Origin of the sequence: Enterovibrio paralichthyis (assembly GCF_019209835.1) — a bacterium.
Lineage (GTDB): Bacteria > Pseudomonadota > Gammaproteobacteria > Enterobacterales > Vibrionaceae > Enterovibrio > Enterovibrio paralichthyis.
In genome coordinates this window covers 224,471-236,523 of sequence record NZ_JAHUTS010000005.1, presented here as the reverse complement: position 1 = coordinate 236,523, position 12,053 = coordinate 224,471, and the positions used below count along the sequence as shown (strand labels likewise).

Genomic DNA, 12,053 nt, shown 5'->3' with positions numbered 1-12,053 from the left:
ATTGCGGGACATCCCTTTTTCAGCGCTAAAGAGCAGTGAATTCATGAGTCTGGAACACGTCGAAGAAACGATGCTGCACCTGTCCGGTGTCAGTAAAGATCAACTCAGCCACACGCTGGAGCATTTGGCTGCCCGCAATATCGATTACGGCGATGTCTATTTTCAGTCTTGTTGGCATGAATCTCTGGTGTTGGAAGACAGCATTATCAAAGACGGTTCATTCAACATCGACCGCGGTGTGGGCGTGCGCGCTATCAGCGGAGAGAAGACCGGTTTTGCCTATTCTGACCAAATCAATGCCGATGCCCTGATGCAAAGCGCAACGGCTGCGCGCGGCATTGCCGACAAAGGTGGCAAGCTGAAAGTGTCAGCCTTTGCAACCCGCCAGTATCCAATGATTTATCAGGCTGTTGACCCGCTGCAAAGCATGACCAAGCAGGAAAAAATCGCCCTGCTGAAAGAGGTCGATGCCTATGTGCGTGCCAAAGAGCCGTTGGTGCAGGAAGTCTCTGTCAGCATTGTCGGTGTTTACGAGCAGGTGCTGATTGCAGCAACCGATGGCACCTATGCGGCAGATGTGCGACCACTGGTGCGTTTTTCTGTCAGCGTGCTGGTAGAGAAAGATGGCCGTCGTGAGCGTGGTGCTGCCGGTGGCGGTGGCCGTTTCGGTTACCAGTACTTTGCGTCGGAAGAGAACGGCAAGAGCGTGGCAATGAACTATGCCGATGAAGCGGTACGTCAGGCGCTGGTGAATCTGCATGCCAAGGCAGCACCGGCGGGTACTATGCCAGTGGTTCTTGGTGCAGGCTGGCCGGGTGTATTGCTGCATGAAGCGGTAGGTCACGGTCTGGAGGGTGACTTTAACCGTAAAGAGTCGTCTGTCTTTACCGGTCAGATTGGTGAGCAGGTGACCTCTCCGCTGTGTACTATCGTCGATGACGGTACGCTGCAAGACCGCCGCGGTTCGCTCAATATCGATGATGAAGGTGTACCGGGTCAGTACAACGTGCTGATTGAGAACGGTATCCTCAAAGGCTACATGCAGGACAAGCACAATGCCAAACTGATGGGCGTTGCGCCAACCGGTAACGGCCGCCGTGAATCCTATGCACACCTGCCTATGCCGCGCATGACCAATACTTACATGCTGGCTGGCGAAAGCACGCCGGAAGAGATCATCAGCAGCGTGGAATATGGCCTGTACGCGCCAAACTTCGGTGGCGGTCAGGTGGATATCACCTCGGGCAAGTTTGTGTTCTCAACCAGCGAAGCCTACCTGATTGAAAACGGTAAAGTGACCACGCCAGTCAAAGGTGCGACCCTGATCGGCAGCGGCATCGAAGCCATGCAGCAGGTATCTATGGTGGGTAACGATCTTAAACTTGACCGCGGTGTGGGCGTGTGTGGTAAAGCAGGCCAGAGTGTCGCCGTCGGTGTCGGCCAGCCAACCCTGAAGCTGGATGCAATGACAGTGGGCGGCACGGAATAAGTCTGTAGCCAGCAGATACCAGATAACAAAAAGCCGGGTTTCCCCGGCTTTTTTACGCTTCAGATTCGGCTTTCAGCGCTTTCAGATACTGGAAGATCTCGCGGTAAGCCTTAGGTGGCTTGTTGCCTTCCTGCTCTTTCTTCGCCTGGCGAGCCAGCTGGCGCAGCTTCTGGCGATCCGCCTTCGGATGCAGTGCCATCACGTCGTTGATCGCTTTGTCGCCTTCAGCAACCACGCGGTCACGCATTTTTTCCAGCTTATGCAGCTCAATAGACTGCTGGCTGTGCTTGTTATTCAGCAGATCCAGCGCAGCCTGAATTGGCTCAGGATCGACAGCGCGCATCAACTTACCAATGCGTTGCAGTTGGCGGCGACGGGCTTCTTTTTCAAAACGCTGCGCGTCAGCAATCGCTTCACGCAAGTCTTCGTCCAGCGGAAATTTCGCCAGAACAGCGGGTTTCAGGGCAACAAGCTCTTCGCCCAGTTTCTGCAGCGCTTCCATGTCGCGTTTCATCTCGGACTTGCTGACCCAGATGATCTCTTCTTCCTCTTCCCAAGGCTCTCGTTTGTTCTTGCGGGCCATAATGCTTCCCGAGGTTGTTTAACGGTTTCGATAACCGCGTATCTTATCAAGAATGTCGAATTTTGCTGGTGTTTTTTAAGCATAGACCTCTACTCGGATGGTATGCTTAGCGACAACACTCATTGATTGAAGATCTTATGGACGTGAAACAACAGGTTGCTCAGCAACGCGCTGAGCTGGAAGCGGCAGTAAGCCGTGCGCTGGAACTGGCCGGTAAAAAGGCGGATGCCGCAGAAGTGGCAATCACCAAAACGACCGGGATCAGTGTTTCTACCCGCATGTGTGAAGTCGAGAACGTAGAGTTCAACAGCGACGGCGCACTGGGGATCACTGTCTACCGTGGTCAGCGTAAAGGCAGTGCGTCAACCTCAGATCTTTCTGAAAAAGCGATTGCCCAGACCGTAGAAGCCGCGCTGGATATCGCCAACTACACCTCGGAAGATCCGTTTTCCGGACCAGCACCAGCTGAGCTGATGGCCTATGAATACCCGGACTTGGATCTGTTCTACCCGGATGAGCCAGAGCCGGATCACGCCGCCGAAAAAGCGATTGCTGCAGAACGCGCTGCACTGGAACACGACAAGCGCATTAAATTCAGTGACGGTGCCAGCTACGACAGCCACTACGGTGTGCGCGTCTATGGTAACAGCCACGGCATGCTCGGCAGCTATGCTTCCAGCCGACACAGCATCAGTTGTAGCGTGATTACCGAAGACAGCAAAGGCATGGAGCGCGATTACAGCTACACAGTGGCGCGTGACAAAAACGAACTGTGGACGCCAGAGCGTGTCGGTATTGAAGCGGCGGAAAAAACCATCGCCCGCATGGAACCCCGCCGTCTGGCAACCGGTCAGATGCCGGTAATGTTTGCCGCGGATGTGGCAACCGGTCTGCTGGGACATCTGGTAATGGCGATCAGTGGCTCAAACCTGTACCGCAAGTCTTCTTTCCTGCTGGATAAGCTGGGTCACCAGATCCTGCCTGAGTGGTTCGAGATCAGCGAGCGCCCGCATATCCTGAAAGGGATGGCGAGTGCACCGTTTGACAGCGAAGGTCTGATCACCCGCGATCTGGAAATCATCAAAGACGGTACCCTGCAAACCTATCTGGCAACCAGCTACGCCGCGCGTAAGCTTGGCATGCAGCCAACCGGCCATGCAGGTGGTATCCACAACTGGTTTATCAAAAACACCGGCCAGTCTTTCGAGCAGATGCTAAAAGAGCTGGGTACCGGTCTGCTGGTAACTGAATTGATGGGACAGGGCGTGAATGTGGTGACAGGTGACTACTCCCGAGGCGCAGCAGGCTTCTACGTTGAAAACGGCGAAATCAAATACCCAGTGAGCGAAATTACCATCGCAGGTAACCTGGCCGATATGTACAAGCAGATCGTGGCCGTAGGTGCAGACACTGAGTTTCGTAGCCAAATCCAAACGGGGTCGATTCTTATCGAGTCACTGAAAGTTGGCGGCGAATAACTTTTGTGCGTCGCCAATTACGCTGTAGCGTTGTTCTCTACGCTTTTTCACCCCAGTCACTTAGTGAACTAAGCTCCCGGGGATTCAAAAGCTTGAGGCCTAGCTACAGCAAAATTGGCTTAGCACAAAATACCTAGTATCAATTTGATATTTAGTAAAAAGGCTTTCATCTGAAAGCCTTTTTTCGTTATACGAGGAAGAGGGTGGCGAGGCCAAGAAAGACTGAGAGGCCAACCATGTCTGTGATGGTGGTGAGTGCCATACCGCCAGCAAGGGCAGGGTCGACTTTCATCTTCTTCAGCAGGATAGGGACAGTCACACCAGCAACACCGGCAACCACCAGGTTAGTCAGCATGGCGGCGGCTATAATACCGCCCAGCATCAGGTTGCCTTTCCACAGCACAACCACGCCGCCGATAATACAGGCCCAGAGCACGCCGTTCAGTAGTCCAACCAAGGCTTCTTTGTTCAGCAGCCAGCGGGTGTTGGACTCACCGATATGGCCTACAGCAAGACCGCGGATCACCAGCGCGACAGTCTGGTTACCGGCCACACCGCCCATTGATGGCACGATGGTCATCAATACCGCAATGGCCGCCATTTGATCCAGGGTGTGTTCAAACAGGTTCGAAACGGACGCAGCAGCCAAGGCGGCCAATACGTTGGCACCGAGCCAGATACTGCGGCTTTTGGCTGATTTCAGTACCGGAGCGAAGGTGTCCTCTTCATCATCCAGACCGGCCATACTCATCATAGAGTGCTCGGCATCCTCACGGATGATATCGACCACGTCATCGATGGTGATACGGCCAACCAACTGGTATTCCTCATCAACAACGGGCGCTGAAACCCAGTTGCGGCGCTCAAACAGGCTAGCGACTTCGCTGTCTTCCATCTCGACCGGGATTGCGTCATCAACGTCTTCCATCACTTCCAGCACTTCGGTGTCCGGCTGGGAGGTCAAAAGTACCGTGATAGGCAGCTCACCGATGAGGCGGCTGTTTTCATCGACGACATAAAGGGCGTCAGTGGCTTCCGGCAGTTCGCCGCGCATGCGCAGATAACGCAGTACCACATCGACGGTCACATCCGAGCGGATGGTCACCACGTCGATGTTCATCATGCCGCCGGCAGTATCTTCCGGATAAGCCAGTGCCTGTTCTACGCGGGCGCGATCCTGAGCATCCATCTGTGCCAGTACGTCTTGTGAAACGTTGTCTGGCAAGCTTCGCAGCAGGTAGGCGACATCATCGGTATCCATGCCTTCCGTTGCAGCGGCAAGCTGCTCCGGCTGCATACGCACCATGATGCCGTCTTTCACATCTTCGGAAAGCTCTTCGAGGATCTCGCCCTGTTCTTCAGGGTCGGTTAATTGCCAAAGTACCAGACGGCTTTTCGGCGGGGAGGCTTCGAGCAGGTGTGCAATGTCTTCAGGCTCCATGTCCTCAAGAAGACGACGCACATGCACGAACATGCCGTTTTCAAGCGCACGGCTGACCTCCTGCAACGTCTGATGCGTTTGGCTGGATTGTTCTACTTCGTAATTCTCTGCCATGGATATGTCCGAACAACAGCGGGCTTTGTAATGACATGAATATTAACGTAAACGACCCGTAGTGTCTTTGGGCATTTGGTGGCTGGTGGGGCGAGAGAAGGATTTGATGTGGGTGAGTTTTGAGACTGGCACCAAACAACCTGATTCAGGCGTGTTTCAGGTTGTTTGGCGAAGCGGTCAGTTGTCTTCGTCAAAGCCCGCTTCGATCAAAGCCGTGATGGCATCAAAGGCTTCTTCAGCCTGTGTACCTTCGGCAGAAACAGTGATCTTTTCGCCCTGGCTGGAGTCGAGCAGCAGGATCCCCATGACGCTGTCGGCGGTCACGGATTGTTCGTCTTTGCTCAGCATTACAGTGGCATCAAAACTCTGTGCCAGCTCGACCAGTTTAACGGCGGCGCGGGCATGAAGGCCGAGGCGATTGCGGATCAGCACCTCTTTACTGAGAGACGTCATACTTTTCCTTCAAGGGTGCGGTGGCGAATTTGAACCTGATGTCCGGTCGCTGCAAAGTAGTCACCAAGAACCTGCGCGATATAAACCGAGCGGTGCTGGCCACCGGTGCAGCCGATGGCGACGGTGAGATAACTGCGGTTGTTTTTCTCCAGCGATGGCAACCAGGATTCCAGAAAGCTTTTTATCTGGGCTATCAGCATGGCGACATCTTGCTCGGCGGCGAGGAACATTTTTACTGGCTCATCGAGCCCGGTAAGAGGACGAAGTGCGGGTTCCCAGTGTGGATTTGGCAGAAAGCGAACATCGAATACGTAGTCGGCATCGGACGGTAAACCGTGTTTGAAGCCGAAGGATTCAAAGACCATCACCAGATCCCGGTTGGTACGTCCCAACACCAGAGAGCGAACCGCTTCGCTGAGATCGTGTACTGAATGTTTCGAGGTATTGATGACTTTGTCCGCGCGCTCTTTGAGTGGCGTAAGCATCTGCTTTTCGCGCTCAATGGCTTGTTCCAGCGTCAGGTTGTCGCGGCTTAAAGGATGCAGGCGGCGGGTTTCGCTGAAGCGTTTGACCAACTCACTGTCATCGGCATCGAGGAAGAAGATATCGATATCAAGATCATCAGGCAGTTTCGCCAGGGTATGAGTGATCTCGTCCGGATCGGCGGGCATGTTGCGGATATCAATACTGACGGCGATATTCGCTTCGTCACCATTCTGACTTGCGACAAATTGCGGCAGTAATGTCACGGGAAGGTTATCAACGCAGTAATACCCTAAATCTTCCAGTACGCGTAAGGCGACGGATTTACCTGAACCTGAGCGACCACTGACGATTTTCAACTGCATAATGGAAAGTCCTGTCTGATTAGCCGGTGATGATGTCGAACAGTTCTTGATCGGAAGCGGCGTGGCGTAGCTGGCGGCAGATTTGTTTGTCTCCAAGCTTTTGCGCGATCATAGACAGGGTTTTGAGGTGTTCTTTGCATTGATCGTCCGGCACCAAAAGGGCAAAGAGCAAATCGACGGGCTGGTTATCAATGGCATCAAACTCGATCGGCTCTGCGCATTGGATAAAAACCCCCACAGCCTGATCGCTGTTAAAGATCCTTCCATGGGGAATAGCAATACCACTACCAATACCGGTACTGCCCATTTTCTCGCGCGAGAGCATGCACTCGAACAGTTTTTGTGGGTTCTGATCCAGTTGCTCTGCAGCCAGTTCGCTGATCAGTTCCAGTGCACGTTTCTTACTAGAACAAAGGACTGCACTTTTGGTGCAGTCCAGTTTGAGTACGTCTTTAAGTTCCATGATTAATGGCTGTTCATCTTTTCTTTGTGTTTGGTTAACTGTTTTATCAGCTTGTCGGTCAGCGCGTCGATCGCCGCATACATGTTTTCAGAATCCGCTTTGGCATGGATCTCGCCATTGTTGACATGCAGGGTCGCTTCGGCAATCTGCTGCAGTTTTTCGACGTTAAGCACTACATGAACGTTATTGATGTGTTCAAAAAATCGTTCAAGCTTATCAAACTTGGTTGTCACGTAATCTCTGAGGGCGTCAGTGATTTCGATGTGGTGACCGGATAGATTGATTTGCATAAACATCTTCCTTCTGGTTGAGACGCCTAGATAAGGCGTTTGCGCTGATTAGACGGTGCAATACCCAGTGACTCACGATATTTGGCTATCGTTCGTCTAGCGACCTGGATCCCTTGCTCCGCCAGCAGTGTGGCAATCTTGCTGTCGCTGAGTGGCTTGGCCGGATTTTCGGCGGCGACCAGTTTTTTGACCAGCGCGCGGATTGCCGTAGAGCTGCATTCCCCGCCATTGTCGGTACTGACATGGCTGGAGAAAAAGTATTTCAGTTCAAAGATGCCGCGAGGCGTGTGCATGTATTTTTGGGTGGTAACACGGGAGATGGTGGATTCATGCATGTCCACCGCCAGTGCGATGTCATTGAGAACCATCGGTTTCATGGCTTCTTCGCCGTATTCAAAGAAATCCTGCTGGTGCTCAACGATACAACGCGCCACTTTTAGCAGGGTTTCATTGCGACTTTCCAGGCTTTTAATCAGCCACTTGGCATCTTGCAGGTGACTGCGGATAAACTGGCTGTCTGCGGCACTGCAACCGTTTTTGGTCAGCGCGGCATACTGTTGATTTACTTTGAGGCGCGGCACGGCATCCGGGTTGATCTGCACGACCCACTTGCCGCGGTCTTTAAACACAGAGACGTCCGGAATGACGTATTCCGCTTCGTTGGTAACAATCAGGTTGCCTGGACGCGGCTCAAGGCTGTGGATGAGACGCATCACTTCTTTCAGATCAGGCTCGCGGAGCTTGGTCTCTTTCATCAACTGGCGGTAGTCTCGGTTGGCCAGCAAATCCATGTGGCCGCGCAGTACCATGCGAGCCTCTTCTAGCCACGGGGTATCAGGCGCAAATGCAGCAAGTTGGATAAGTAAGCATTCTTGCAATGAGCGGGATGCGACGCCGAGTGGGTCAAATTGCTGTACGCGTTTGAGCACCGCTTCCACTTCGTCAAGTTCCACCTCACCTTCTTCAGCGCCAAGGCTTTCGAGGATATCTTCGGCGGTCACCGTGAGGTAGCCTTTGTCATCTACCGCATCAATGATGGCGGTGGCAATGGCCAAATCGACTTCAGTGAAAGGGGTGAGCTGGAGTTGCCAGTTGAGATAATCGAGCAGGGTTTCGGTGGTTTCACCCTGATAGACAGGAATGTCATCGCCCACTGATATACCGGTGCTGCCCGTGTTGGCGCTGTATACGTCATCCCAAGTAGTGTCTACCGGCAGGTCTTCAGGCATCTCCTGCTGACCAAGCGCATCAGACGTATCCAAATCATCATGGTTGTCGGCGCTGGCGCTGATGTTTTCGTCACCCTCGTAATCTTGCGACTGGTCTCTGTCAGGTATGTCGTCATTGGACTCATCCTGCTCGAGCAATGGGTTTGCTTCGAGTGCTTCTTGGATCTCCTGCTGCAAATCAAGCGTCGACAACTGAAGCAGGCGGATTGCCTGTTGCAGTTGGGGCGTCATTGCAAGTTGCTGACCAAGCTTTAGCTGAAGCGAGGGTTTCATAGTAATACAGGCACCTTTCCTTTTATCTTTTTATCAGTGCATAGAGAGCGGTTCGCCAACCTTACTCTTTAACTATAGCCTGAACTGGTCGCCGAGATAGACTCGTTTTACGTGCTCATCGTTCAGCACTTCATCAGGTGTGCCATGGGCAATCAAGTGTCCTTGGCTCACAATATAGGCGTGCTCACAAACACTGAGTGTCTCACGAACGTTGTGGTCGGTGATCAAAACGCCCAATCCGCGATCGCGCAGGTGTTCGATGATTTTTTTGATGTCGATAACCGAAATCGGGTCAACACCGGCGAAAGGTTCATCCAGCAGGATAAATTTCGGGTTGGCTGCCAGAGCGCGGGCAATTTCCACGCGACGGCGTTCGCCACCTGACAATGCCATGCCCATGCTGTTTCGGATGTGCTGGATGTTGAATTCGTCCAGCAGGTCTTCGGCTTTGTCCTGACGCTCAGCCTTGGTCAGGTCGGAGCGGGTTTGTAATACTGCCATCAGATTGTCGTAAACGCTGAGCTTACGGAAGATAGACGCTTCCTGAGGCAGATACCCGATCCCCATGCGGGAACGGTTGTGCATTGGCTGGATACTGATATCGGTATCGTCAATCTTGATGGTGCCAGTATCACGCGCCACCAACCCGACGATCATGTAAAACGAGGTGGTTTTCCCCGCACCGTTAGGGCCAAGCAGGCCAACGATTTCGCCGGATTTCACTTCCAGGCTGACGTCGGTTACGACCTTACGGCCGTTATAACTTTTCGCCAGGTTTTGAGCGGTCAGAGTAGCCATGCGTTATCAGTTCTTATCTTGTTTGTCTTGTTTGGTCTGCGGTTGCAGGATAGTGGTAACGCGTGAGTTGTTATCACTTTCAGCCACCAACAACTGTTTGTTGATGTTGTAGGTGATTTTCTGTCCCTCAATCACGTTGCCGCCTTCCTGGGTCAGCACGGCGTTGTTGGTCATGGTCAGAAAACCGATGCCGGTCTCGTAACGCAGGTCGTTGGCTTTGCCGTCGATTTTCTTGCCGTCATCCATGGTTTGCTGGAATGTTGCCGGTTTGCCGTAGGCATCAATGACTTCAACACCTTCAGTACCGGTTGGGCGAGTTACCACCACTTTGTCCGCATTCAGGCGGATTGAGCCCTGACGCAGGTATACGTTGCCCGTAAAGACGACGGTGTTGGTTTTCATGTCGAGGTTCTGAGAGTCAGAGTCGATGTAGATAGGCTGCTCCGAGTCGGTCGAGAGGGCCATTGCGCTACCTGACATCACCATCAGCAGCACAGCAAAGAATTTATTTCGATTTCGGTTCATACCTGCTCTTCACTTGATCAATCAGTTCCATCTGATGAGTGCCAAAGTTCCCTTTTGATTTTTCGCCGCGTGTCTGGAGGGAGACACCGGTAATATCTGTTTCTGTGTCGGACCAGAAATCCCGCGTCACGAGATCCAGTGTAAGCTGTTCTGTCGTGACGACTTTTATCTGGGCATCTGGCAACAGGTTAAAGATCCTGACCTTGCCTGTCATCACTAATGTGCGGTTACCTTCCAGTACGGCGAAATTGGAACTGACACGCCACTCTTCTTCCTTGCCGTCACTGTAGGTCCAGAGCACCGGTTCATTAAAGTGGGTTTCGTCGATTTTCTGGAAATGTTCAATGTGTTCCGATTCCAGGCGGTAGCTGCGGATCCCCTTTGCGTTGTAGCTGGTGGATTCCACATTTTCCGCGGTGAACAGTGGCTTCTCTGCATCCGGTGCAACTTGTTCATCTTCCTGCCAGTAGTGGCGCTCAACCAGGTAATAACCGGTGAAACCACACGCGACCAGCAGGAGAAGAATACCAAGCCGTTGCAACATCATATACTGAGCCCTTTGTGCGCATCGAGTTCACCGCGCGCTTCGAGAATAAGGTCACACACTTCACGCACTGCGCCATAACCGCCTGGCGTACGGGTCACCAAATCGGCGCGTTTTGCCAATAGCGGGTGTCCGTCGTTGACGCACACGGACAGTCCCACTTGGGACATGACCGCCCAATCAATCAAATCATCGCCGATATACGCAGTCTGCGACGCCGGAATAGTGAGACGTTGGCACAAATCGTCATAGGCAGCGGCTTTGTCGTCTTGCCCCTGATAGATGTGCTGGATGCCAAGTGCAGACATGCGGCGTTCCACAATCGCGGATTTACGGCCGGTAATAATGGCAATGTCTACACCAGCATTCATCAGCGCTTTCACGCCATATCCATCACGGGTGTGGAAGGCTTTGAGCTCTTCCCCGTCATTGCCCATGTAGATGCGTCCGTCAGAAAACACACCGTCAACATCGCAAATCAAGAGTTTGATATTGGCCGCGCGTTGAACCAGTTCGGTGGCTACCGGGCCATAGAGGGTTTCTGTCATCGCTGTCATCACATTACCCCGGCTTTCAGCAGATCGTGCATGTTCAATGCGCCAATCAGGGTCTGATTTTCGGTGACCAACAGACCGTTAATTTTCTTTTCTTCCATCATTTTCAGCCCTTCTGCGGCCAGCAGGTCGGCGTCGACAGTGCTTGGTTTTTTGCCCATAACATCACCAATCTCGGTGGTGTGCAGGTCAAGGCGCTGGTCGAGCAGGCGGCGTAAGTCGCCGTCGGTGAAGATGCCCAGCAAGGTGTTATCGGCATCAACAACGGCGGTCATGCCTAACCCTTTGGCAGAGATCTCCAACAGGGCATCACGCACTGTGCTTGAAGGGAAAACTTTTGGCAGTGCTTCGCCGGTATGCATCACATCTGAAATACGCAGCAAGAGCTTGCGGCCCAATGCGCCACCTGGATGGGAGAGGGCGAAATCATCCGCGGTAAAGCCTTTAGCCTGCATCAGCGCGACTGCCAGCGAATCGCCCATCACCAGAGTAGCGGTGGTGCTGGAAGTTGGAGCCAGGCCAATCGGACAGGCTTCTTTCGGTACTTTGATGCACAGGTGGATTTGTGCCAGACGCGCCATAGTAGATGATGGGTTGCCTGTCATCGCAATCAGGGCGATACCGCGGCGTTTCACTACCGGCAGTAAGGTCAGGATTTCTGACGCTTCACCGGAGTTGGAAATGGCGAGGACGACATCTCCTTTTTCAATCATGCCCAAATCGCCGTGGCTCGCTTCGCCTGGATGGACGAAGAAGGCCGGGGTACCCGTGCTTGCGAGGGTGGCTGCAATTTTGTTTCCGATATGGCCGGATTTGCCCATCCCCATGACCACCACTTTACCTTGTGCGTTAACAATCAACTCACAGGCTTGGGTGAAGTCATCATTGATGTACTGGGCCAGTTGCGCGATAGCGTCCAGCTCAGTGTTGAGGGTTGTCAGACCCGCCTGGCGAAAATTAAAGTCAGTCAT

At 53.0% G+C, this 12,053-nt stretch carries 14 protein-coding genes; 2 read left to right on the top strand and 12 right to left on the bottom strand.

The window, feature by feature from the left end:
- The first annotated feature begins 43 nt into the window (after window positions 1-43).
- Window positions 44-1,489, top strand: coding sequence for a metalloprotease TldD (gene tldD, locus KU854_RS08740; RefSeq protein ID WP_218358072.1), 1,446 nt, complete (start codon window positions 44-46; stop codon window positions 1,487-1,489).
- Between the two features lie 52 nt (window positions 1,490-1,541).
- On the opposite strand, the gene yjgA is transcribed toward tldD, so the two are convergent.
- Entirely contained in the window at window positions 1,542-2,072 is a 531-nt protein-coding gene (yjgA, locus tag KU854_RS08735) for a ribosome biogenesis factor YjgA (protein WP_218358071.1), read from the bottom strand.
- 137 nt (window positions 2,073-2,209) lie between these two features.
- Here yjgA and pmbA point away from each other — a divergent pair, with 137 nt between their 5' ends.
- Complete coding sequence (gene pmbA, locus KU854_RS08730; RefSeq protein ID WP_218358070.1) at window positions 2,210-3,550, top strand: metalloprotease PmbA; 1,341 nt, start codon at window positions 2,210-2,212, stop codon at window positions 3,548-3,550.
- Between the two features lie 187 nt (window positions 3,551-3,737).
- Here the strand turns inward: pmbA and mgtE are convergent, their stop codons facing one another.
- The 11 genes from mgtE to KU854_RS08675 all read right to left on the bottom strand — a co-directional run bounded on the left by mgtE (window position 3,738) and on the right by KU854_RS08675 (window position 12,053).
- Window positions 3,738-5,105, bottom strand: coding sequence for a magnesium transporter (gene mgtE / locus KU854_RS08725; RefSeq protein ID WP_054779393.1), 1,368 nt, complete (start codon window positions 5,103-5,105; stop codon window positions 3,738-3,740).
- A gap of 177 nt (window positions 5,106-5,282) precedes the next feature.
- Window positions 5,283-5,558 (bottom strand): HPr family phosphocarrier protein, encoded by a 276-nt coding sequence (locus tag KU854_RS08720; RefSeq protein ID WP_054779394.1) that lies wholly within the window; start codon window positions 5,556-5,558, stop codon window positions 5,283-5,285.
- Window positions 5,555-6,406 (bottom strand): RNase adapter RapZ, encoded by an 852-nt coding sequence (rapZ, locus tag KU854_RS08715; RefSeq protein WP_218358069.1) that lies wholly within the window; start codon window positions 6,404-6,406, stop codon window positions 5,555-5,557. The genes KU854_RS08720 and rapZ overlap by 4 nt, the downstream gene beginning before the upstream one ends.
- A gap of 19 nt (window positions 6,407-6,425) precedes the next feature.
- Window positions 6,426-6,869: a PTS IIA-like nitrogen regulatory protein PtsN gene (ptsN, locus tag KU854_RS08710; protein ID WP_218358068.1), complete on the bottom strand. Its 444-nt coding sequence runs from the start codon at window positions 6,867-6,869 to the stop codon at window positions 6,426-6,428.
- A gap of 2 nt (window positions 6,870-6,871) precedes the next feature.
- Complete coding sequence (gene hpf, locus KU854_RS08705) at window positions 6,872-7,159, bottom strand: ribosome hibernation promoting factor (protein ID WP_218358067.1); 288 nt, start codon at window positions 7,157-7,159, stop codon at window positions 6,872-6,874.
- Between the two features lie 26 nt (window positions 7,160-7,185).
- The gene (locus tag KU854_RS08700; RefSeq protein WP_218358065.1) at window positions 7,186-8,661 is read right to left on the bottom strand and encodes an RNA polymerase factor sigma-54; all 1,476 of its coding nucleotides are present in this window, start codon (window positions 8,659-8,661) and stop codon (window positions 7,186-7,188) included.
- 72 nt (window positions 8,662-8,733) lie between these two features.
- A complete protein-coding gene (lptB, locus tag KU854_RS08695; protein ID WP_054779395.1) occupies window positions 8,734-9,459 on the bottom strand; it encodes an LPS export ABC transporter ATP-binding protein in 726 nt (241 codons plus the stop codon).
- A 6-nt stretch (window positions 9,460-9,465) separates the two neighbouring features.
- The gene (gene lptA, locus KU854_RS08690; protein ID WP_218358064.1) at window positions 9,466-9,984 is read right to left on the bottom strand and encodes a lipopolysaccharide transport periplasmic protein LptA; all 519 of its coding nucleotides are present in this window, start codon (window positions 9,982-9,984) and stop codon (window positions 9,466-9,468) included.
- Window positions 9,965-10,531 carry an LPS export ABC transporter periplasmic protein LptC gene (gene lptC, locus KU854_RS08685; RefSeq protein ID WP_054779396.1) on the bottom strand — a complete coding sequence of 189 codons (567 nt, stop codon included), beginning with the start codon at window positions 10,529-10,531 and terminating at the stop codon, window positions 9,965-9,967. Before lptC ends, lptA begins: the two co-directional genes overlap by 20 nt.
- Window positions 10,528-11,085 (bottom strand): 3-deoxy-manno-octulosonate-8-phosphatase KdsC, encoded by a 558-nt coding sequence (gene kdsC, locus KU854_RS08680; protein WP_218358062.1) that lies wholly within the window; start codon window positions 11,083-11,085, stop codon window positions 10,528-10,530. The genes lptC and kdsC overlap by 4 nt, the downstream gene beginning before the upstream one ends.
- Window positions 11,085-12,053: a KpsF/GutQ family sugar-phosphate isomerase gene (locus KU854_RS08675; RefSeq protein ID WP_218358061.1), complete on the bottom strand. Its 969-nt coding sequence runs from the start codon at window positions 12,051-12,053 to the stop codon at window positions 11,085-11,087. The genes kdsC and KU854_RS08675 overlap by 1 nt, the downstream gene beginning before the upstream one ends.

Excerpts from the sequence above, each read along its gene's own strand:
- tldD (WP_218358072.1), top strand. The coding sequence starts at position 44 with ATGAGTCTGGAACACGTCGAAGAAACGATGCTGCACCTGTCCGGTGTC.
- yjgA (WP_218358071.1), bottom strand. The coding sequence starts at position 2,072 with ATGGCCCGCAAGAACAAACGAGAGCCTTGGGAAGAGGAAGAAGAGATC.
- pmbA (WP_218358070.1), top strand. The coding sequence starts at position 2,210 with ATGGACGTGAAACAACAGGTTGCTCAGCAACGCGCTGAGCTGGAAGCG.
- mgtE (WP_054779393.1), bottom strand. The coding sequence starts at position 5,105 with ATGGCAGAGAATTACGAAGTAGAACAATCCAGCCAAACGCATCAGACG.
- KU854_RS08720 (WP_054779394.1), bottom strand. The coding sequence starts at position 5,558 with ATGACGTCTCTCAGTAAAGAGGTGCTGATCCGCAATCGCCTCGGCCTT.
- rapZ (WP_218358069.1), bottom strand. The coding sequence starts at position 6,406 with ATGCAGTTGAAAATCGTCAGTGGTCGCTCAGGTTCAGGTAAATCCGTC.
- ptsN (WP_218358068.1), bottom strand. The coding sequence starts at position 6,869 with ATGGAACTTAAAGACGTACTCAAACTGGACTGCACCAAAAGTGCAGTC.
- hpf (WP_218358067.1), bottom strand. The coding sequence starts at position 7,159 with ATGCAAATCAATCTATCCGGTCACCACATCGAAATCACTGACGCCCTC.
- KU854_RS08700 (WP_218358065.1), bottom strand. The coding sequence starts at position 8,661 with ATGAAACCCTCGCTTCAGCTAAAGCTTGGTCAGCAACTTGCAATGACG.
- lptB (WP_054779395.1), bottom strand. The coding sequence starts at position 9,459 with ATGGCTACTCTGACCGCTCAAAACCTGGCGAAAAGTTATAACGGCCGT.
- lptA (WP_218358064.1), bottom strand. The coding sequence starts at position 9,984 with ATGAACCGAAATCGAAATAAATTCTTTGCTGTGCTGCTGATGGTGATG.
- lptC (WP_054779396.1), bottom strand. The coding sequence starts at position 10,531 with ATGATGTTGCAACGGCTTGGTATTCTTCTCCTGCTGGTCGCGTGTGGT.
- kdsC (WP_218358062.1), bottom strand. The coding sequence starts at position 11,085 with ATGACAGCGATGACAGAAACCCTCTATGGCCCGGTAGCCACCGAACTG.
- KU854_RS08675 (WP_218358061.1), bottom strand. The coding sequence starts at position 12,053 with ATGACTGACTTTAATTTTCGCCAGGCGGGTCTGACAACCCTCAACACT.